Below are 20,079 nucleotides of genomic sequence, written 5' to 3' on the forward strand. Positions count from 1 at the left end.
TCACTCCATGGACGAGGAGATCTGCGCGAGCCAGGCGCGCTTGGTCTCGAGGGTTTCACGAACGGCGGAGGCAGCCTTGTTGTCTCCCTTGGCCTCAGCATCGGCGAGGGAACGCTCGAGCTGAGCGATCTGCTCCTCAAGCTGGCCCACCATGCCGGCCGCGCGGGCGCGCGTCTCGGGGTTGGTGCGGCGCCATTCCTTCTCTTCGGCCTCACGCACGGCCGCCTCGACGGCGCGCAGACGGCCCTCGATGCGGTGCAGGTCGGAGGAAGGCACGCGGCCGACCTCTTCCCAGCGGTCCTGAATCAGGCGCAGCTGAGCCTTGGCGCGCTCGATGTCGGTCACGGGCAAAATCGCCTCGGCGTCGACCAGGATGGTCTCCTTGGCGACCAGGTTCTCGCGGTACTCGGCGTCCGTGGCCTCGTCCTTGGCACGGCGGGCGTCGAAGAACACCTGCTGTGCAGCGCGGAAGCGCGCCCACAGGGCGTCGTCTTCCTTGCGCGAGGCGCGCGGGGCGGCCTTCCAGCGGTTCATCAGCTCGCGGTAGGCGCTCGAGGTGCGCGACCAGTCCACGGAGGAGGACAGGGCCTCGGCCTCAGCGATGAGGGCTTCCTTGACGCGCTTGGCCTCGGACTGGGCCTGGTCGAGCTGCGAGAAGAACTGGCGGCGGTGACGGTCGAACTGGGTGCGCGCGGAAGAGAAGCGCTTCCACAGCTCGTCCTCGACAGCCTTTTCCAGGCGCGGGCCGCGACGCTGGAGGGTCTTCCACTCTTCCAGCAGGTCGCGCAGGGTCTGGCCCGACTGCTTCCAGTGGGTCTTGGCGGGATCCTGGGCGACGATCTCCTCGGCGCGCTCAACGACGGCCGTGCGGTCGGCCAGGGCCTGCGCCTTGGCGGCCTTGCGTTCCTCGCGAGCGATCTCCTTGCGCTCCTCGGCGGCCTTCGCGGCGGCCTCGACGCGCGCGCGCAAGGCCGGGATGTCGCCGACGACGTTCGGGGAGGCGACCTGCTCGCGCAGCGTGGCCAGCGTCTGATCGATGTCGCGCGGGCTCAGCGAGGCCAGGCGGTCCTCGAACAGCTTGATGGTGGCCTCAAGGTCGGCGAAGCGACGCTCGTAGAGGGCGTACGGCGACGCGGGAATCCCCTCGGGGAAGCCGCCGATAACGCGCTCCTCGTCTCCATCCTTGACATAGACAGTCCCATCCTCACCGATGCGGGCGAAGGGGTGTTCGGGCACCTCCGACGCGGGAATCGTCGAGGCCGTGGCCTCCTCGGGAGCAGCCGTGACGGCTTCGGGGGTGGTTTCGTTGGTCGGAATCGACGTCTCGGTCACGATATTCCTTCTAGGACGAGGGCTGACGCCCGGCGCGGTCGCGTGCCGATGTGACACACAGGGCTAGTGTGTCACATCTAACGGCAAAATGAGCGAAAAACGCCGCAAAAGGGGACGGATGTAACACCTAACTTCCTGCCCGAGCGCGTCGGCACCACGGCCTCGTCTATGAATCCGAGCCGATACGCACCGCCTCGAAGACCCCGTCCACCCGGCGCAACGCCGAGAGCACCGCATTGAGGTGGCCCAGATCGGCCAGCTCGAAGGAGAAATTGCCGGATGCCACCTGGTCCCCGTCCGTCTTGAGGGCCGCGGCCAAGATATTGACGCGGTAATCCGACAGCACCCTTGTCAGGTCCGACAGCAGCCCGCCGCGGTCGAGCGCACGCACCTCGATCTGGACACGGAACGGGGCCGTCATACCCTCAGAGTTCCACGACACGTCGACGAAACGCTCGGGCTGAAGCTGAGCCAGGCGCTCCGCGTTCGCGCAGGTCTTACGATGCACGGACACCCCCTGGCCTCGGGTAATGAAACCGACGATCTCATCGCCTGGAACGGGTGTGCAGCACTTCGCGAGCTTGACCCAGATCTCGTTCGGACTCAGGCCCGCCACCGTGATGGCTGCGTCGCCCGATACCTCCGAACGAGGCTTCGCGTATCCCGGGGTCACGCCCTCGGACAGCGTCTCCTCGGTGCCGTCTCCCCCACCCAGGTTGTCCATGAGCCGGTTGACGACGCTCTGGGCCGAGACGTGCCCCTCGCCCACCGCCGCGTACAGGCCCGACACATCGGGATATCCAAACGACGTCGCGACCGACATGATCGACTCGTGGTTCATGAGGCGCTGGAGCGGCAGGTTCTGCTTGCGCAACGCGCGCGCCAGCGCCTCCTTACCGGACTCGATGGCCTCCTCGCGGCGTTCCTTCGAGAACCAGGCCTTGATCTTCGAGCGGGCACGCGGAGATGCCACGAACGCCAGCCAGTCGCGCGACGGGCCGGCCTTGTCGGACTTCGAGGTCACGACCTCGACCGTCTCGCCGGACTCCAGGCGCGTGTCGAGGGACACGAGGCGCCCGTTGACCTTCGCGCCGACCGTGCGGTGGCCGACCTCGGTGTGCACCGCGTAAGCAAAGTCGACGGGGGTTGCACGCGCGGGCAGGACAATGACCTCGCCCTTGGGCGTAAAAACGTACACCTCGTCGCCGGCGATTTCGTAGCGCAGCGAATCCAGGAACTCCTCCGGGTCCCCGGTCTCGCGCTCCATCTCAACCAGGGCGCGCAGCCAGTTGGCCTGTTCCTCCGAGCTCATGCGGTCCGAGTCACCGCTCGTCGCATTCGGGTTCTGCTTGTACTTCCAGTGAGCGGCGACGCCGTGCTCGGCGCGCTCGTGCATGTCAAAGGTGCGGATCTGGATCTCCACCGGCTTGCCACCCGGACCGATGACCGTCGTGTGCAGCGATTGGTAGAGGTTGAACTTGGGCATCGCGATGTAGTCCTTGAAGCGGCCCGGAATCGGGTTCCACCGCCCGTGCAGCGCGCCCAGGACGCCGTAGCAGTCCTTGATCGACTCCACGAGGACACGCACGGCCACCAGGTCGAAGACCTCGTCGAATGCCTTGCCGCGCACGATCATCTTCTGGTAGATCGAGTAGTGGCTCTTCGGTCGGCCACTCACCGTGCCCTTGGTGCCCGAGCGACGCAGATCCTCCTCGATCTGGTCGATGACGTCACGCAGGTACTCCTCACGCTGCGGGGCGCGCTCGGCGACAAGGCGGTCGATCTCCTCGTAAATCTCCGGGTACAGGGTCTTAAACGACAGCTCCTCGAGTTCCCACTTGACCATGTTCATGCCGAGGCGGTGGGCCAGCGGCGCGTAGATCTCCAGGGTCTCCTGGGCCTTCTTCGCGGCCGACTGAGCGGGCACGAAACGCCACGTGCGGGCGTTATGGATACGGTCGCCCAGTTTGATGAGCAGCACGCGGATGTCACGGCTCATCGCGACGAGCATCTTACGCAGGGTCTCGGATTGAGCGGCGGCACCGTAGCGCACCTTGTCGAGCTTGGTCACGCCGTCGACCAGGTTCGCGATCGGTTCTCCGAAGTCCGCGGCGAGTTCTTCCAGGGTGTAGTCGGTATCCTCGACCGTGTCGTGAAGCAGCGCGGCGACCAGCGTCGGCGTCGTCATACCCATCTCAGCGAGAATGGTCGCGACCGCTACCGGGTGGGTGATATACGGTTCACCGGACTTGCGCATTTGCCCCCGGTGACATTCTTCGGCCTTGCGGTAGGCGCGCTCAACGACACTGATGTCGGCCTTGGGATGATTGGCGCGCAAAGCCCGCACAAGCGGCTCAATCTCGGGAATTGTGGCGCGTCCGCGAGAACCGAACCACACGAGGCCGGAGCGCACTCGGGACACGGCCGCAGGCAGTGCGGCCCCTGACGTCGTGTCATCGCTGCTCATGAACCAATAATAGCGACGAACGAGCGGGTCCGGGGATCAAGTCGATCCCCGGACCCGCTCGTCTCTCACAACTGGTCACTCAGACGTGCAGGGCGGTCTCCACCGTGACGTCGTCGAGCTTGGCCCGCCCGTTGAGGGCGTCCAGCTCCATCAGCACGGCCAGGGCCTCGACCGAAGCGCCGCACTGGTTGAGCAGGTCCACGGCGGCGCGCGCCGTGCCGCCCGTGGCCAGGACGTCGTCGATGATGAGGACGCGCTGGCCCTCACGGACCGACTGGGGGCGAATCTCCATGCGGGCGCTGCCGTACTCGAGCGAGTAGTCGACGCCGATGACCTCGCCGGGCAGTTTGCCCGCCTTGCGGATCGTCAGCATGCCCAGCCCAAGCTCGGCGGCCACGGGGGCGCCGAGAATGAAGCCGCGCGATTCCAGGCCGGCCACGGCGTCGATGCGGCCCGCGTAGCGCGCGCCGATCAACTCCACGAGTTCCTTGAACGCCGGACCGTTGGCAAACAGGCCCGTGATATCACGGAACAGGACGCCCGGCTCGGGAAAGTCCGGGATCTCCACCAGGTTGTCGCGCACCAGTATGGCGACGCGATCACCGAGTTCACCGATCATCGATGAGTCTTCTTCCTCTGAGGCTGATTCTCGTTGCCCAGACGCTTGCCGGGCTTTATCGGAGCCACCTTCACGGCCTTCGCGGGCGAAGACTCATCGGTGGTGTGGCGGTGCTCGCGCTCGTGCGCGACCGCCGCGTCGTGCTCGCGGGTCTTGTTCGACATCTCCTGGAAGGACACCAGGAGCGGCGAGGCGATGAAGATCGACGAGTAGGTACCCGCGATCATGCCGATGAACAGCGCCAGCGAGATATCCACCAGGGTACCCGGGCCCAGGGCCACGGAGCCGATGATAAGAATCGCACCGACAGGGAGAAGGGCCACAACCGAGGTGTTAATGGAGCGGACCATCGTCTGGTTGACGGCGAGGTTGACGTATTCGGCGAAGGTGAAGTGCTTCTGGTCGTACACGTCCGTCGTGAGCTCACGCACCTTGTCGAAGACAACCACGGTGTCGTAGAGCGAGTAGCCCAGAATCGTCAGGAAGCCGATGACGGTGGCGGGCGAGACCTCGACCTGCAGGATCGCGAAGACACCGACCGTCACGGCGATGTCGTGGACGAGGGCCAGCAGGGCCGAAGCGGCCATGCGCCACGAGCGGAAGTACACGGTCATCAGCAGGGCCACGAGGGCCATGAAGATGACGAGGGACTGCGCGGCCTTGGTGGTCACCGACGAGCCCCACGAGGGGCCAATCGAGGAGGACTGAACCGAGGTCGTGTCAACGCCGTACGCGGCCGCCAGGGCGTCGCGCATCTGGGCGGTGGTGGCAGAATCCAGCGACGAGGTCTGGATACGCACGGAGTCGGAGCCGACTCGCGTGACCTTCGGAGCGCCCTCAACGAGGCCGGTGTCGGCAACGACGCGCGAGGCGAAGGACTCGCTCTGGTCGCTGACACGAGTCACGTCGAACTGGGAGCCACCCGTGAACTCGATCGAACGGTTCAGGCCCATGATCGCAACGAGCGCGAAGCCGATGACGAGGACGGCAGCCGCCAGGCCCACGAACTTCTTGCGGTTGGGAACGACGGCGTAGGACTTCTCGCCGGAGTACAGGGCGTTGCCCCACTGAGCGAAACTCATCATGTCAGTTCTCCCCTTCCTCGGTCACGCCAGCGTTGGCCTCGGACTTTTGCGCTGCCAGGCGCGCCGCGCGGCGACGCTCGGCGATCGACATGCCGTCCCCGGCCTCGTCCTTGTTGGGCGCCGAGGTCGACTCGCCGCGCGCGACGACGCGACCGCGGCCCGCGTACACGAGGGCGTTCTTGGCACCCAGGTGCTCCGGATCCAGGCCCGAGAGCTTGTGGCCCTGACCGAAGAAGCGCGTGCGGATAAGCAGCTCCATCATCGGGTGCGTGAACAGGAAGATCACGGCGATGTCGATGACGGTCGTGACGCCGAGCGTAAAGGCGAAGCCCTGAACGCCACCCACGGCCAGCAGGTACAGGACAACGGCTGCGACGAGGTTGACCGCGTCGGAGACCAGAATCGTGCGCTTGGCGCGGTCCCAGCCCTCTTCGACGGCGGCGCGCAGCGGACGTCCGTCTCGGACCTCGTCACGGACGCGCTCGAAGTACACGATGAACGAGTCCGTCGTCACACCGATCGCCATGATCAGGCCAGCGACGCCGGCCAAGGACAGGCGATAGCCCATCCACCAGGACAGCAGTGCGATGACCAGGTAGGTGATGATCGAGGCGACGATGAGCGAGCCAGCGGAGATGATCGCCAGGCCGCGGTACTGCCAGATCAGGTAGAGGATGACCAGGAGGAAGCCGATGAGGGCCGCCCACAGGCCCACCGTCAGGTGGTCGGTGCCGATGGTCGCGGAGATCTGCTGCTCGGACTCGACCTCGAAGTTCAGGGGCAGTGAGCCAAAGCTCAGCTGGTTGGCGAGCGTTCGTGACGACACTGCCGTGAAGTTACCCGTGATCTCGGCCTGGCCGTTGGGAATAATCGCGTTCATCGAGGGGGCGGTGATGACCGTTCCATCGAGAACGACGGCGAAGTGGTTACGGTCCGGGGTGCCCTGGCCGGACGTGGAACCCTGCGGATCGGAGTTGTGGTAGCCGTACAGAATCGTGGAGGTTTCCTTGAACTTCTCCGATCCCGCGGCGTTGAACTGCAGGGAGACGGACCACTGGCCGGTCGAGCCGCCGGTCTGCGTGCGCACGAGGCCCGCGGTGGCCGACGAGAGGTCGGAGCCGGGGACGGCGACGGGACCGAGGATGTACTTGATCTGACCGGAGTCATCGCAGGCTGCGTAAGGCTTGTCGGCCGGGCCCTCTACGCGCTTAACGTCGGCGGCGGCCGAGCAGTCCAGGGTCAGGAAGTCGTACTGGACCTGCTCGGTCTCCCATGCCATGTCCGAGGCGTTGGCCGGCTCGGAAGCGGGGGTGTCCGACAGGACGCCGTCGCCGTTCTTATCGGCGATACTCATCGCAGTGGCCTCGTCGAGGGCGGTCGAACGCACCTCGCTCTGGCCGGACTGTGCGGCGTCAGCCGACTGGGCAGCCTCAGCCGACTGGGCAGCCTCACCCGACTGCGTGGCCTCACCGGACTGGGCAGCCTCACCGGACTGGGTGGCCTCACCGGACTGCGCAGCCTGACCGGACTGCGCGGTCTGGTCAGCCGTCCCGATCTGCGTCTGTCCCTGTGCAGTCGGCATCAAGTTCTGGGCCAGGCCCATGCGCAGCACCGGGCGGAAGTTCATCTGCGAGGAGGCGCGGATCAGGTCCAGCTGCTCCTGGGAGGGGGTGCCAGGGATCGACACCATGATGTTCGAGTTGCCCAGAGAGGAGATCTCGGACTCGGACACACCCGAGGCATCGATTCGGTTACGAATAATCGAGATTGCCTGAGTGATGTCCTCGTCGGTGATCTCGCGCTGTCCCTCGGCCGTCACGGTCGGGGTCAGGATGAGCTGGGTGCCGCCCTTGAGATCGAGGGCCAGGTCGGGGTATGGCGATACCCCCTTGGTGAAATGCCCAAGCGCAAGCGCCGCGCACGCCGCCACGATGGCGACGATCAGCGTCACGAGCGCGCGCACAGGGCGTCGCTTATGAGATGCCACGGTTCTACTTTCCGTTCAGCCTTGATGACTTACTTCTGCTGCTCGTCGGTGTCCTTGGACGAGGAGGTGGTGTCGTCGAGACCCAGGATGGCCTCGCCCTCGTCGCTGGCGTCCTCGACGTCGGCGCTCTCGGACGCCTCATCTTCTTCTGCACGGGCGAGGGGCGGCTGGCCGCCGATCTCGGCGATCATCTCGCGCTCCCAGTACATTTCGTGACCATCGGTCGTCTCCAGGACGACGATGTCACCATCCAGGTCGACGAAACGGCCCCAGAAGCCGACGCGGGTGCGAACCCACTTGCCGGGGGTCACGGCAGCGAGCTGCTCACGCTTCTCCTCCTCCATCTTCTCCATCTGCTTCTTGCGCGAGCGCGAGCTCCACCACATGAAGGCGATCATGACGACGAGCAGGCCCATGAGGGCGTAGTTGTTCATAATGGCTGGTTCACTTTCGATGACGGTCGGGCGCTTGAAGCGCACTGTGACAGTTTAATGCCGCAGGAGGGTTTTAGCCTAAGTGATATCCGTGCGGCGCGGCGCCGGCCGCCACTCGTCGGTCCTTGTCATCGTCGCACGACGAACGGCGGGGCTCGATCGACGAGGCCCGCTCCCCTAGTCGAAAAGGGCGCCGTCGGGGGCGGGCGGGTTCAGGCCGAGGTGTGCCCAGGCTTTCGGGGTTGCCATGCGTCCGCGGTTGGTGCGCACGAGGAAACCCTCGCGCACCAGGTACGGTTCTGCGACAGTCTCGACGGTTTCCGCTTCCTCACCGATGGTGACGGACAGGGTTGTCAAGCCCACGGGTCCGCCGGCGAAGCGACGGCACACGGCCTCGAGAACCGCTCGGTCCAGGCGGTCCAGGCCGGAGGGGTCCACCTCGAAGAGCTCGAGGGCTCCGCGCGCGGCGTCCAGGGTGAGTGTTCCGTCACCATGGACCTGCGCGTAGTCGACGACGCGGCGCAGCAGGCGATTGGCGATGCGTGGCGTGCCTCGCGAACGCGAGGCGATCTCGTGGGCGGCGCGCGCGTCGATGGGCGAACCGAGCAGGGATGCCGAGCGAGTGACGACCGACTGTAGTTCGTCGGTCTCATAGAACTCGAGGTGCGCGGTGAAGCCGAAGCGGTCGCGCAGTGGGGCCGGGAGCAGGCCGGAGCGCGTGGTCGCACCCACGACCGTGAACGGCGGCAGCGTCAGGGGGATGGAGGTCGCGCCGGGGCCCTTACCGACGACGACGTCGACGCGGAAGTCCTCCATCGCGAGATAGAGCATCTCCTCGGCGGTGCGCGCGAGGCGGTGAATCTCATCGATGAAGAGGATGTCGCCTTCCTGCAGGCCCGACAGAATCGCGGCAAGGTCGCCCGCGTGCTGGATCGCGGGACCTGAGGTCAGGCGCAGGGATGTTCCCATCTCTGCGGCGATAATCATGGCGAGGGTCGTCTTGCCCAGGCCAGGAGGGCCGGCGAGCAGGACGTGGTCGGGGGTGGCGGCGCGCATGCGAGCGGCGTCGAGGACCAGCTGCAACTGGCCTCGCACGACGCGCTGGCCCACAAACTCCGATAGCTTCTTGGGACGCAGGGCGGCCTCGGCCGCGCGTTCCAGCTCGCCCGCATCCGGGGCGACAATGCGCATCGTCTCGATGTCGGGCTGTTCAGCCACGGCCGCCTCCCAGGCTCACCAGAGCGGCGCGCAGCATGTCGGAGGCGCCCAAACCGCTGCCCGCGAGTTTCTCGATGGCCTTGGCGGCCTGTGCCTCGGACCAGCCCAGACCCACCAGTGCGGCGCTGACCTCGGAGGCGACCGCATCCTCGGAGGGCGCGGGGGCGGGGGCGGCGTCGACGCCGGGCAGCGCCGCGGGTGTGCCCAGCTTGTCCCCGATTTCCAGGGCCATGCGCTGAGCGGACTTCTTGCCCACGCCGGGGATGCGCTGGAGCGTAGCCAGATCCTGGTCGCGCACGGCGCGGCGCAGGTCGTCGGGGCGCAGGACGGCCAGGGCTGCCAGCGCGATCTTCGGGCCGATGCCCGACACCGACAGGAGCTTGGTGAAGACGTCACGCTCGTCGGCCGACTCGAAGCCGTAGAGGGTCATCGAATCTTCGCGCACGATCATCGAGGTATACACGGTGATCTCCTGATCGCGCGGGGCCGCCTGCGCGAAGGCGGGCGTCACGTGGACGCGAAAGCCGATGCCCCCGACCACGATGTCCATGTGGTCGAGTCCGACGCTTGCGACGATGCCGCGCAGAAGCGAGATCACTGCTGTCCTTTCCCTGGCACGAGGCCCACCGAGCGGTGAGCGAACATATGTACGATTCTAGCCGCGTCGGCGCCGAGGATCGACGGCACCCGTCCGGCGTTGCGCGGCCTGGGCCTCGGCCCACGCCCGCTGCGCGGGAGTCATCGAGCCGCGCGAGGTCAGGCGGCCCGAGATGGAGACTGCGACCGACGAGTCCTCGGGGGCACCAAGCAGGCCGGTCCCCCGCCACGCGTGCGTGATCGCGATTGCGAGCGCGTCGGCAGCGTCCGCGGGTTTCGGTGCCTTAGCGAGGCCGAGGATGCGCGCGACCATCGTCTGCACCTGCGCTTTGTCCGCATTGCCGTTGCCGGACACGGCGGACTTGACCTCCGAGGGCGTGTGGACCGCCATGGGAAGGCCCGCCCGTCCCACGCAGGTCATGGCCGCCCCCATCACCTGCATCGTGGCCGTCACCGACTGCAGGTTGTCCTGGGCGAAAACGCGCTCGATGGCGACGACCTCGGGCCGGTACTGCTCGATGACGGAGTCGATCGCGTCCGCGATCGTGCGCAGCCGGAAGTGCGTCGCCAGGTCCTTGTCGGTGCGGGCGACGCCGACGTAGACGAGGCTCGCTCGACGCGAGGGGTCCACGTCGACGACGCCCAGGCCGCAGCGCGTCAGGCCCGGGTCGATGCCCATGACGCGCATCAGGCGCGGGTCACCATGTCGACGAACATGGCGTGAATGCGGTCGTCTCCGCCGACCTCGGGGTGGAAGGACGTCGCCATGACGTTGCCGCGGCGCACCGCGACAATTGGGCCGTCGGCGCTGTTGCCGGCACGCGCGATAACCTCGACGCCCTCGCCCACCGATTCGACCCAGGGGGCGCGGATGAACACGGCGTGGAAGGGACCGCCTTCAAGGCCCTCGACGTCCAGGTCCTCCTCGTAGGAGTCGACCTGGCGTCCGAAGGCGTTACGGCGCACGACCATGTCGAGCGCGCCGAAGGAACGCTGATCCTCACGTCCATCGAGAATGGACGAGGCGAGCATGATCATGCCCGCGCACGTGCCGTAGACCGGCAGGCCGGACGCGATGCGGTCGTGCAGCTCATCAAACAGTCCGAAGGAGAGCAGCAGGTTCGACATGGTGGTCGACTCGCCGCCCGGGATGACCAGGCCGTCGACCTGGTCGAGCTCAGAAACCCTGCGCACAAGCAGCGCGCGGGCGCCGGAGTTTTCCAGCGCCCGCACGTGCTCTGCGACGTCGCCCTGCAGGGCGAGAACGCCGATGGTCACCATCCGCGCTCCGCGAGGCGGTGATCGACCGGCAGGTCGTCAACGTTAATGCCGACCATGGCCTCGCCGAGACCACGGGAGACCTCGGCGATGACGGACGGATCGTCGTAGAAGGTCGTGGCCTTGACGATCGCGGCCGCGCGCTTGGCGGGGTCGCCGGACTTGAAGATGCCCGAACCCACGAAGACGCCCTCGGCACCCAGCTGCATCATCATGGCAGCGTCGGCGGGGGTGGCGATGCCACCGGCCGTGAAGAGCACGACGGGGAGGCGACCCTCGCGGGCGACCTCGGCGACGAGCTCGTAGGGGGCCTGGAGTTCCTTGGCCGCGACGTAGAGCTCGTCCTCGGGCAGGGAGGTCAGGTGGCGGATCTCGTCGCGGATCTTACGCATGTGCGTCGTCGCGTTCGAGACGTCGCCGGTGCCGGCCTCGCCCTTAGAGCGGATCATGGCAGCGCCCTCGTTGATGCGGCGCAGCGCCTCACCGAGGTTGGTGGCGCCGCAGACGAAGGGAACGGTGAAGTTCCACTTGTCGATGTGGTGGCTGTAGTCCGCGGGGGTGAGGACCTCGGACTCATCGATGTAGTCGACGCCGAGGGACTGCAGGACCTGGGCCTCGACGAAGTGACCAATGCGGGCCTTCGCCATCACGGGGATGGACACGGCCTCGATGATGCCTTCGATCAGGTCGGGGTCGGACATGCGGGCCACGCCGCCCTGGGCGCGGATGTCGGCGGGGACGCGCTCGAGGGCCATGACGGCCACGGCGCCCGCGTCCTCGGCGATCTTGGCCTGCTCGGGGGTGACGACGTCCATGATGACGCCGCCCTTGAGCATCTGGGCCATACCGCGCTTGACCTGCGGGGTGCCGACCTCGCGCTTCGCGGTGCTCTCGCTCATGGTTACTCCTGCTCTTCCAGCTGGGCACGAACCTCGTCGCTCAGCGACATGTTCGTGTAGATGTTCTGCACGTCATCGGAGTCCTCGAGAACGTCGATGAGCTTGTTGACCTTCAGGGCGCCCTCGAGATCGAGCTCGACCTCGGTGGAGGCGACGAACTGGACTTCGGCGGAGTCGTAGTCGATGCCGGCCTCCTGCAGGGCGGTGCGCACGGCGACGACGTCCTTGGGGTCGGATTCGATGACGAAGAGCTCGCCGGCGTCCTCGACCTCTTCGGCTCCGGCGTCCAGGACGGCCATCATGATGGATTCCTCATCCACACCGTCGGCGGCGGGCACCTCGACGACGCCGCGACGCGAGAACAAGTAGGAGACCGAACCCGGGTCGGCCAGGGAGCCGCCGTGGCGGGTGAAGCCCAGGCGCACGTCGGAGGCGGCGCGGTTGCGGTTATCCGTCAGACATTCCACCAGGAAGGCGACACCGTTGGGGCCGTAGCCCTCGTACATGATCGTCTCGTAGTTGGCGCCGCCGGCCTCGGCACCGGAGCCACGCTTGACGGCGCGGTCGATGTTGTCGGCGGGGACGGAGTTCTTCTTCGCCTTCTGGATGGCGTCGTACAGCGTCGGGTTGCCAGCGGGGTCGCCGCCGCCCGTGCGAGCCGCAACCTCAATGTTCTTGATGAGGCGCGCGAAGAGCTTGCCGCGCTTGGCGTCAATGGCGGCCTTCTTGTGCTTAGTGGTCGCCCACTTAGAGTGTCCCGACATCACTTCTCCCTGTTGGGTGGATAGATACCGGCACATTCTATCGCGTTGAGGGGCGCCTTCCCTATGTGTGTGGCGTCCTCGTGGACAAACGTAAACACCGTCACAGGATCAGGGACGAGGCCGTGGCCGCCTCCCCGGGGCACGCAAGCTAGCGGGTGGGTGGGGTGTAGAAGACCCTCATGGCGCATGTTTCGGGCGCGAGGTCCTCCCACGCGCCGTCGAAGGAGAGGACGAGCGCGGTGGCGGTGGGAACTCCCCTGTCGGCGGCCCCTCGGTCCTCCTGGCGGGCGAGGATGTACCCGGCGTAGGAGATGACGGGTTCGTGGCCGACGATGAGGCCTGCCTGCCCGGTGAAGGTGCGGGCCAGCTCGATGATCTCCTCCTCACCGCCATCGTAGATGGAGCGGTCGTGCCAGGCTTCGTCGGCGCCCGCGCGCGTGAGGATCGCCGCGAAGGTCTCGCGGGCGCGCTGGGCGTCGGAGGAGACGGCGACGCTGAATGCGCCGATCTCGCGGGCGAGGGTCGCCCCGAGGCGCGCGGCCTGGTCGCGTCCGGCGTCGGTGAGCGGGCGGGAACGGTCGGGGTAGTTGTAGGCGGCCTGCGCGTGGCGAACGAGAACGAGGGTTGGCATACTTCCAAGCGTAACCGCATCGGGAGGACACCATGGCTCTGGGAGTCGAAAGCACCTCGGGCATCTGCTCGGCGCGCGAATGCACGAACGCCGCGATCTACCGGATCGACTGGCGTAATCCGGCGATCCACCGCGCCCGCACGAAAACGTGGCTCGCGTGCGAGGAGCACCTGTCCTACCTGGAGGGGTACTTCGCGTATCGCTCGTTCCCCTACGAGGTCTCAGAGTTCGTCGCCCCCTCCTCCCCTGGCGGCGAGGAATCAGGCGCCGAGGCCGCTCAGTCCCACTGATCGAGGGGACGGTCGTTCCAGGTCAGGGCGTGCAGGCCCTTGGCCAGCTCGGAGGCCGAGGCCGGGGCGAAGCCCGGCGCCCACTCGAAGGTGGTCGTGCCCGTGTTCGACATGAAGTGCTTCGACACGAGGGCCTCGTCAATGTCGGCCGACAGCCAGGTGGCCAGCAGGCGCGTGAGCGCGCCGTGGATGACGAACACCGCGACGGCGTCCTCCCCCGCTTGTTCGCGCGCGGCCAGTCCCACGCGGCGCACGGTCTCCAGGGAGCGGGCCAGGGCCTCGCGCCCACTCTCCCCACCCGGCATCCGGTTATCGAGATCCCCCGCGCACCACGACAGGGTCGTGCACACGTATTGCATCTGGGAGGCGGGATCGGCCGCCATCTCCAGGTCGCCCGAGCGCAGCTCGCGAATCCCCGGGCACACCAGCGGCGTGAGCCCGAAGCGGGCGGCCAGCGGCGCGGCCGTCAGGCGCGTGCGGTACAGGCCGGACAGCGCGATGACCGTGGGCGGGGCCGCGACCTCGGACTCCCAGCGCTCCGCCAGGCGGGTCGCTTGAGCCAGGCCCTCGTCGGTCAGGCCGAGGCCGGGGCGGACCGTGTCCAGAGCCCCCAGACGGTTGGCGGGGGTCTGTCCATGCCGTACCAGCACAATTTTCACTGCTGCTCCCAGAAAGCTCGTTCCATCACGTCGCGCGCCTGTCGTGCCGCGCGCAACCAGTCTTCTTCGAGGGCGGTCAGCCCGCCGCTCCCGTACCCGAGGATAGCGGCAAGCGCCCCCAGCTCGGCGCTGTCACGAGGCACAACGTCAAGCTTCACACCGCTCATGCGCCCAGTCGCCAGGGTGTTGCCGGCGCGGATGCGCGTGGCCAGATCCCAGGCATTCAAGAGAATCTCGGCGTCGGGCGCTTCCAACAGCCCTGCGTCGCGGGCGGCCGCAATCGCGTCGGTCGTCGACGACGTGCGCAGGGCCTCAACCTCGCGCCCGTGGCGCATCTGGATGAGCTGGATCGTCCACTCGACGTCGCTGAGCCCACCGGGGCCGAGCTTGACGTGGCGGGCGGGCTCCGTGCCGCGCGGCAGGCGCTCGTTTTCCATGCGGGCCTTGAGCAGGCGGATGTCGCGCACCTCTGCCTCGCTCACGTCCCGGTAGGCCATGGACTCAAAAAGAGACCTGGCAGCCTGCGCCAGCTCACCGTCTCCGATGGGCCGGGCGCGCACGGCCGCCTGGCGCTCCCATGTGGAGGCCCAACGCTGCGCGTACTCCTCGTGCGAGGCGATCGTTCGGCTCATCGGGCCGTTCTTGCCCTCGGGGCGCAGGTCGAGGTCGACGACGATGCCGAGCTGGCTGGTCGCCGACCCCAGGAGCTTCTTGACCCGGTTGACAATCGCCGTCGCGCTGGCCGCCGCCTCGGAATCGGAGGCACCGCCCACCGCCTCGTGCAGGGCGATGACGTCGGCGTCGGAGGCGTAGGAGCACTCACGCCCGCCGTAGCGTCCCATCGCCACGAAGGTGACGCGGGCGCGCTCGGCCCCCCACCGCTCGGCATCCTCGCGCCCCGCAATCGCCAGCGCACCGAGCAGGGCCGCGTCCGTCGCGTCGGCGATCGCGTGACCGCGCGGGTTGACGCCGCCCAGGAGGTCGCTCATCGCGGCGCGCGTCAGCTCGCGGGTGCGCACGGCCCGCACGCGCGCCGCCGCCTCCGTCGGGTCGTCGTGCCGGTCGATAAGGGCGGCCACCTCGCGGGCGAGGCGCTGCGGCTCTCGCGGGGCCAGCTCGGCGTCGTCGTCCAGCCACGCCACGGCCTCGGGCCGCTTGGCCAGCGCGTCGGCGATCCAGCGCGAGTTCGGCAGCATCGTCGTGAGCCTGCGCGCGGCGACCCCCGAGTCGCGTAGGAGCGCCAGGTACCAGTGGGACTCGCCGATGTCCTCGGACAGGATGCGGAAGTTGAGCAGGCCCATGTCGGGGTCCGCGCCGCCCGCAAGCCACGAAATGAACACGGGAAGCAGGTGGCGCTGGATCGCGGCGCGCCGACTGGTCCCCTGCGTGAGGGCTGCGATGTGTGTGAGGGCGCCGGCGGGATCGCGGTAGCCGATGGCCGCCAACCGGTCGCGCGCACCCTCGGCATGCAGGGAAACCTCGTCTTCACGCAGGGATGCGGTGGCCGCGATGATCGGCCGGTAGAACACGTCCTCGTGCAGGGCGCGCACGCTGGCGCGCACCTCGTCGATGGCCGTGCGGATCGCGTCAGCGTCGGGAAACCGCGCCGGGTCCATGGCCCGTCCCAGAACCCGCAGGTCGCGGTCCTTATCGGGGATCAGGTGATTGCGGCGCATGCGCGGCAACTGCGTGCGATGCTCCACGGCGCGCAAGAATCGGTAGCACGAGGCGAGTTGGTCCGCGTCGGATCGGGCGATATAGCCGCCCTCGCGCAGCGCCTCGATCGCCTCCAGGGTCGAGCGCACCCGCAAGAACGCGTCGGTGCGCCCGTGAACCAGCTGGAGGAGTTGCACGGTGAACTCGACGTCGCGCAGGCCGCCGCGGCCGAGCTTGAGCTCACGCGAGGCGTGGGAGCGAGAAATGTTGTCTTCGACGCGCCGGCGCATCGCGCGCGCCGCCTCCACGAAGCCCTCACGCGCCGAAGCGGCCCACACGTAGGGCTGGGCGGCTTCCTCGAAGGCGCGGCCGAGCTGCAGGTCGCCCGCGCACGCACGCGCCTTGAGCAGCGCCTGGAACTCCCAGGTTTGCGCCCATTTGTCCCAGTACTGGCGGTAGGACTCGATCGTGCGCACGAGCACGCCGTTGCGCCCCTCGGGTCGCAGGTTCGCGTCCACGGTCCACAGCGGCGCCTGCGTGCCCGGCCCCGAGCAGGCCGAGGCCGTGGCTGAGGCCAGGCGGGTTGCTTTCTCCAGGGCGCTTCGTTCGTCCCCGTCCGCCCCGGCCTTGGCGACGTAGATAACATCCACGTCGGAGATGTAGTTGAGCTCGCGCGCGCCGGTCTTGCCCATCGCGATGATCGCGAAGGGAACCGTGCCCTCGGGGTCGACGTCGCGGCGTGCCAGGGCCAGGCCCGCGTCCATCGTGGCGTCCACCAGGTCCGCGATGCGCGCGCCCACGCTCGGCATGGCCTCCTCGGGGCTTGCGCTCGTCAGGTCGTCGGCGGCCAGGTGCAGCAGCACCCGGCGGTAGGCGGCGCGCAGGTCGTCGGCGGTGGCCTCCTGCGCGGCCACCCACGCACCGGAGCTGAGCGCGCGAGCTCCCACGGCCTCGAACAGGACATCCCGAGGATCACCCGGATCCTCATTGATGGCGGCGGCGCGCTCGGGCTCGGCGATGACGTAGTCACCCAACCACTGGCTCCCCCCCAGGATCGCGCACACGCGCCGACGGGCGCGCTCGTCCGCGCTCAGGGCATCGACGAGGCCGGGGTCGGCCTCGCGCAAACGCACCGCCTGCAGCAGGGCCTGGTCGGGATCGGCCGACGCGCTCAGGTCACCCACCCACGACTGCCCCGCAGGCAGCTCCTCGAGGAACGACAGGGCCCGGCGCGCGTCCAGGAAGCCCGCGACCCGCAGATCGTCGGGGGTCACCGGGGAACAACCTTCAAGAATTGCTCAAGTTCCTGTCGCGTGATCTGCTGGCGGTACTCCGTCCATTCCTTGCGCTTGTTACGGATGACGTAGTCGAAGACCTGCTCTCCGAGCGTGGAGGCGACCAGCTCCGACTTCTTCATCTCACGCACCGCGTCCGACAGGGAGGTCGGCAGGGCGTGGATACCCATCACCTGGCGCTCGCGATCGGACAGATCCCACACGTTATCCTCGGCCTCCGGCATGAGCTCCATCTTCTTCTCGATGCCGTCCAGGCCGGCCGCGATCATGACGGCGAACGCCAAGTACGGGTTCGCACTCGGGTCGGGGGCGCGGTACTCAATGCGCGCCGACGCGCTCTTCTTCGGCTTGTAGAGGGGCACGCGCACGAGAGCCGAGCGGTTGAGGTGCCCCCAGCACACGTAGGACGGGGCCTCTCCCCCGCCCCACAGGCGCTTGTAGGAGTTGACGTGCTGGTTCGTGATCGCCGCGATGTCCCCGGCGTGCGCGAGCAGGCCCGCGATGAAACGCCGCCCGGTCGTGGAGAGGCGGTACTGCCCCGACGGGGAGAAGAACGCGTTCTCCTCACCCTCGAAGAGCGAGAGGTGCGTGTGCATGCCCGACCCCGGGTGTTCGATAAAGGGCTTGGGCATGAAGGTGGCGACCAGCTCTTCGCGCAGGGCCACCTCTTCGATGACCGTGCGGGCCGTCATGATGTTGTCGGCCGCTCGGACCGGGTCAACGGCCCGCAGGTCGATCTCGTTCTGGCCGGGGCCTCCCTCGTGGTGAGAGAACTCGACGGGGATCCCCATATCCTCCAGCATGCGCACGGCACGGCGGCGGAAGTCGTTGGAGTCCCCTCGGGCCACGTGATCGAAATAGCCCGCCTGGTCCACGGGCACCATGCGCTCAGGGGTGACGGGCTGTCGCAGCAGATAGAACTCGATCTCGGGATGCATCATGACGCGGAAGCCCGCGTCGGCGGCGCGCTCGACGACACGCTCCAGGACGCCGCGAGGATCCGAGGGCGCCGGGCGACCGTCGGGCATGAGCACGTCGCAGAACATGCGGGCGACGGGATCCTCGTTGGAGCGCCACGGCAACAGCTGAAAGGTCGAGGCATCGGGCATGAGCAGCATGTCGGATTCAAACACGCGGGTCAGGCCCTCGACGGCCGAGCCGTCGAAGCCAATACCCTCGGTGAAAGCGTCCTCCAGCTCACCCGGATCAATCGAGATCGACTTTAAGACGCCCGCGACGTCCGTGAACCACAGCCGAATGAAACGGATATTCTTCTGCGCGACCTCGCGCAGCACATGCTCCTGATGCGAATCCACCGTTGTCCTCCCGTAGATAGACGACGGGCCGACCGCAGGGACTGCGGTCGGCCCGGCATAGGCTCCAGTCTACTTGCCCAGACCGAAACCCTTCGAGATGGATTCCAGTGCGCCGGTCAGATCGGAAGGAACCATCCACAGCTTGGACGCCTGTCCATCGGCGATCTTCGGCAGCATCTCCAGGTACTTGTAGGAGAGCAGCTCCGGCGTGGCCTTGCCCGCGTTGATCGCGGCGAAGACCGTCTGAATGGCCTCGGACTCACCCTGAGCGCGCAGGATCTGCGCTTGGCGGGCGCCCTCGGCCTGCAGGATCAGGGCTTCCTTCTGGCCCTTAGCCTGCAGCACCTGAGCCTCCTGCTGGGCGGAAGCGGCCAGAACGGCAGCCTGCTTGGCACCCTCGGCCTTCTTGATCTGCGCCTCACGCTCGGCCTCGGCGGTCAGAATCGTGGCGCGCTTGGTGCGCTCGGCGGTGATCTGCTGCTCCATGGCAGCCAGGACTCGCGGCGGCGGCTCGATCGACTTGAGCTCGACGCGGGTCACGCGGATGCCCCACGGACCCGTCGCCTCATCGAGGACGCCGCGCAGCTGCTTGTTGATGGACTCGCGCGAGGTCTGCGTCTGCTCCAGATCGAGGGAACCGATCAGGTTACGCAGCGTGGTCGCGGTGAGCTGCTCGATCGCCTGCAGGAAGTTCGCGACCTCGTAGGTCGCGCTGCGCGGAGCGGTGATCTGGAAGTAGATCACGGAGTCGATCGACACCATCGCCTGGTCGGCGGTGATGACAGGCTGGGGCGGGAAGTTCGCGACCTGCTCACGAAGGTCGATGCGCGCGGCGACGCGGTCCACGAAGGGAACCAGCAGGTGGAAGCCACCCTCCAGGACCGCCTGGTAGCGACCAAGGCGTTCAACAACGTACGCCTGCGACTGCGGGACAATCCTCACCGCACGCACCAGCGAAATGACAACGAAAACAATGAGCGTGAGGACCACGATCACCGCGATGTTGCCGATGACTTGACCGGAACTCATAACGTATTTCCTTTCTTACGTCTCTGACAGGAAGCGGGGCTTTCAGGAGGCCGAACCCGCAGACGGCTGGGTAGGTGCCGACCCCGCCGGATTGAGGGCGCTCACGACAGCGGTTGCTCCGTCGATACGATCGACGCGCACCTCGGCACCAACGGGAAGCTCAGGGCCTTGCGTTCGCGCGCTCCACTCGCCACCAGAAAACTGGATGCGACCGTGCCGCTCACCCACGACCTCGGTGACATACCCCGTCTTGCCGAGCAGGGCGCCGGTGTTCGTGCGCACGTCGCCGGCCGACCTCTCGATGCGTCCCTTCAGGAAGGGGCGCAAACCGACCAGAAGCGCCACCGTCACGACGACGAACACGATCACCTGAATTGCCTCATTGGCGCCGAAGGCACCGGCGATACCCGCCGCCAAGGCGCCAATCGCGAACATGAGGAACACGAAGCTGACGCTCATGACCTCGATGATGCCGCACACGAGGGCGGCGAGAATCCACAGCCACCAGGTAGTCATATATCCC

19 protein-coding genes are annotated in these 20,079 nt (G+C 67.4%); 1 reads left to right on the forward strand and 18 read right to left on the reverse strand.

The features are described from left to right. From O3669_RS00865 to O3669_RS00925, 13 genes are all read right to left on the reverse strand, one after another. Positions 1–1,332, reverse strand: coding sequence for a DUF349 domain-containing protein (locus O3669_RS00865; protein WP_371523258.1), 1,332 nt, complete (start codon positions 1,330–1,332; stop codon positions 1–3). A 166-nt stretch (positions 1,333–1,498) separates the two neighbouring features. Beyond that, entirely contained in the window at positions 1,499–3,799 is a 2,301-nt protein-coding gene (locus tag O3669_RS00870) for a bifunctional (p)ppGpp synthetase/guanosine-3',5'-bis(diphosphate) 3'-pyrophosphohydrolase (protein WP_371523261.1), read from the reverse strand. Positions 3,800–3,878: 79 nt separating this feature from the next. Beyond that, positions 3,879–4,418, reverse strand: a complete 540-nt coding sequence (locus O3669_RS00875; RefSeq protein ID WP_295917880.1) for an adenine phosphoribosyltransferase — start codon at positions 4,416–4,418, stop codon at positions 3,879–3,881. Further along, the gene (secF, locus tag O3669_RS00880) at positions 4,415–5,503 is read right to left on the reverse strand and encodes a protein translocase subunit SecF (protein ID WP_371523263.1); all 1,089 of its coding nucleotides are present in this window, start codon (positions 5,501–5,503) and stop codon (positions 4,415–4,417) included. Before secF ends, O3669_RS00875 begins: the two co-directional genes overlap by 4 nt. A gap of 1 nt (position 5,504) precedes the next feature. Then, a complete protein-coding gene (gene secD / locus O3669_RS00885) occupies positions 5,505–7,490 on the reverse strand; it encodes a protein translocase subunit SecD (protein ID WP_371523265.1) in 1,986 nt (661 codons plus the stop codon). Positions 7,491–7,519: 29 nt separating this feature from the next. Further along, complete coding sequence (yajC, locus tag O3669_RS00890) at positions 7,520–7,924, reverse strand: preprotein translocase subunit YajC (protein ID WP_295917910.1); 405 nt, start codon at positions 7,922–7,924, stop codon at positions 7,520–7,522. A 177-nt stretch (positions 7,925–8,101) separates the two neighbouring features. Continuing rightward, positions 8,102–9,115 carry a Holliday junction branch migration DNA helicase RuvB gene (gene ruvB, locus O3669_RS00895; RefSeq protein WP_295917913.1) on the reverse strand — a complete coding sequence of 338 codons (1,014 nt, stop codon included), beginning with the start codon at positions 9,113–9,115 and terminating at the stop codon, positions 8,102–8,104. A gap of 19 nt (positions 9,116–9,134) precedes the next feature. After that, entirely contained in the window at positions 9,135–9,740 is a 606-nt protein-coding gene (gene ruvA, locus O3669_RS00900; RefSeq protein WP_371523266.1) for a Holliday junction branch migration protein RuvA, read from the reverse strand. Between the two features lie 57 nt (positions 9,741–9,797). Beyond that, complete coding sequence (ruvC, locus tag O3669_RS00905; protein ID WP_371523268.1) at positions 9,798–10,427, reverse strand: crossover junction endodeoxyribonuclease RuvC; 630 nt, start codon at positions 10,425–10,427, stop codon at positions 9,798–9,800. After that, positions 10,427–11,020 (reverse strand): pyridoxal 5'-phosphate synthase glutaminase subunit PdxT, encoded by a 594-nt coding sequence (gene pdxT / locus O3669_RS00910; protein WP_371523270.1) that lies wholly within the window; start codon positions 11,018–11,020, stop codon positions 10,427–10,429. The genes ruvC and pdxT overlap by 1 nt, the downstream gene beginning before the upstream one ends. Further along, positions 11,014–11,916 (reverse strand): pyridoxal 5'-phosphate synthase lyase subunit PdxS, encoded by a 903-nt coding sequence (gene pdxS / locus O3669_RS00915; protein WP_295917896.1) that lies wholly within the window; start codon positions 11,914–11,916, stop codon positions 11,014–11,016. Before pdxS ends, pdxT begins: the two co-directional genes overlap by 7 nt. 2 nt (positions 11,917–11,918) lie before the next feature. Next, positions 11,919–12,680, reverse strand: a complete 762-nt coding sequence (locus O3669_RS00920) for a YebC/PmpR family DNA-binding transcriptional regulator (protein ID WP_021611027.1) — start codon at positions 12,678–12,680, stop codon at positions 11,919–11,921. Between the two features lie 148 nt (positions 12,681–12,828). Continuing rightward, positions 12,829–13,311, reverse strand: coding sequence for a histidine phosphatase family protein (locus O3669_RS00925; RefSeq protein WP_371523272.1), 483 nt, complete (start codon positions 13,309–13,311; stop codon positions 12,829–12,831). 32 nt (positions 13,312–13,343) lie between these two features. Between O3669_RS00925 and O3669_RS00930 the strand changes: the two genes are divergently transcribed. Next, positions 13,344–13,601 (forward strand): hypothetical protein, encoded by a 258-nt coding sequence (locus tag O3669_RS00930; RefSeq protein WP_371523274.1) that lies wholly within the window; start codon positions 13,344–13,346, stop codon positions 13,599–13,601. Here O3669_RS00930 and O3669_RS00935 read toward each other — a convergent pair. From O3669_RS00935 to O3669_RS00955, 5 genes are all read right to left on the reverse strand, one after another. Next, entirely contained in the window at positions 13,589–14,260 is a 672-nt protein-coding gene (locus O3669_RS00935; protein WP_371523276.1) for a histidine phosphatase family protein, read from the reverse strand. The two genes, O3669_RS00930 and O3669_RS00935, sit on opposite strands and share 13 nt — an antisense overlap. Continuing rightward, positions 14,257–17,190 (reverse strand): bifunctional [glutamine synthetase] adenylyltransferase/[glutamine synthetase]-adenylyl-L-tyrosine phosphorylase, encoded by a 2,934-nt coding sequence (locus tag O3669_RS00940; RefSeq protein WP_371523279.1) that lies wholly within the window; start codon positions 17,188–17,190, stop codon positions 14,257–14,259. Before O3669_RS00940 ends, O3669_RS00935 begins: the two co-directional genes overlap by 4 nt. Further along, entirely contained in the window at positions 17,187–18,527 is a 1,341-nt protein-coding gene (locus tag O3669_RS00945; RefSeq protein WP_371523280.1) for a glutamine synthetase family protein, read from the reverse strand. The genes O3669_RS00940 and O3669_RS00945 overlap by 4 nt, the downstream gene beginning before the upstream one ends. Before the next feature lie 69 nt (positions 18,528–18,596). Further along, positions 18,597–19,556 (reverse strand): SPFH domain-containing protein, encoded by a 960-nt coding sequence (locus tag O3669_RS00950; RefSeq protein WP_315281386.1) that lies wholly within the window; start codon positions 19,554–19,556, stop codon positions 18,597–18,599. 42 nt (positions 19,557–19,598) lie between these two features. Further along, positions 19,599–20,072, reverse strand: a complete 474-nt coding sequence (locus O3669_RS00955) for an NfeD family protein (protein WP_371523282.1) — start codon at positions 20,070–20,072, stop codon at positions 19,599–19,601. Between the last annotated feature and the right edge of the window lie 7 nt (positions 20,073–20,079).

Source organism: Pauljensenia sp. 20925_1_34, from assembly GCF_041432775.1.
GTDB lineage: Bacteria > Actinomycetota > Actinomycetes > Actinomycetales > Actinomycetaceae > Pauljensenia.

Excerpts from the sequence above, each read along its gene's own strand:
- pdxT (WP_371523270.1), bottom strand. The coding sequence starts at position 11,020 with ATGGTGACCATCGGCGTTCTCGCCCTGCAGGGCGACGTCGCAGAGCAC.
- ruvC (WP_371523268.1), bottom strand. The coding sequence starts at position 10,427 with ATGCGCGTCATGGGCATCGACCCGGGCCTGACGCGCTGCGGCCTGGGC.
- pdxS (WP_295917896.1), bottom strand. The coding sequence starts at position 11,916 with ATGAGCGAGAGCACCGCGAAGCGCGAGGTCGGCACCCCGCAGGTCAAG.
- O3669_RS00930 (WP_371523274.1), top strand. The coding sequence starts at position 13,344 with ATGGCTCTGGGAGTCGAAAGCACCTCGGGCATCTGCTCGGCGCGCGAA.
- O3669_RS00950 (WP_315281386.1), bottom strand. The coding sequence starts at position 19,556 with ATGAGTTCCGGTCAAGTCATCGGCAACATCGCGGTGATCGTGGTCCTC.
- O3669_RS00955 (WP_371523282.1), bottom strand. The coding sequence starts at position 20,072 with ATGACTACCTGGTGGCTGTGGATTCTCGCCGCCCTCGTGTGCGGCATC.
- ruvB (WP_295917913.1), bottom strand. The coding sequence starts at position 9,115 with ATGCGCATTGTCGCCCCGGATGCGGGCGAGCTGGAACGCGCGGCCGAG.
- secF (WP_371523263.1), bottom strand. The coding sequence starts at position 5,503 with ATGATGAGTTTCGCTCAGTGGGGCAACGCCCTGTACTCCGGCGAGAAG.
- O3669_RS00920 (WP_021611027.1), bottom strand. The coding sequence starts at position 12,680 with ATGTCGGGACACTCTAAGTGGGCGACCACTAAGCACAAGAAGGCCGCC.
- O3669_RS00870 (WP_371523261.1), bottom strand. The coding sequence starts at position 3,799 with ATGAGCAGCGATGACACGACGTCAGGGGCCGCACTGCCTGCGGCCGTG.
- yajC (WP_295917910.1), bottom strand. The coding sequence starts at position 7,924 with ATGAACAACTACGCCCTCATGGGCCTGCTCGTCGTCATGATCGCCTTC.
- O3669_RS00875 (WP_295917880.1), bottom strand. The coding sequence starts at position 4,418 with ATGATCGGTGAACTCGGTGATCGCGTCGCCATACTGGTGCGCGACAAC.
- O3669_RS00925 (WP_371523272.1), bottom strand. The coding sequence starts at position 13,311 with ATGCCAACCCTCGTTCTCGTTCGCCACGCGCAGGCCGCCTACAACTAC.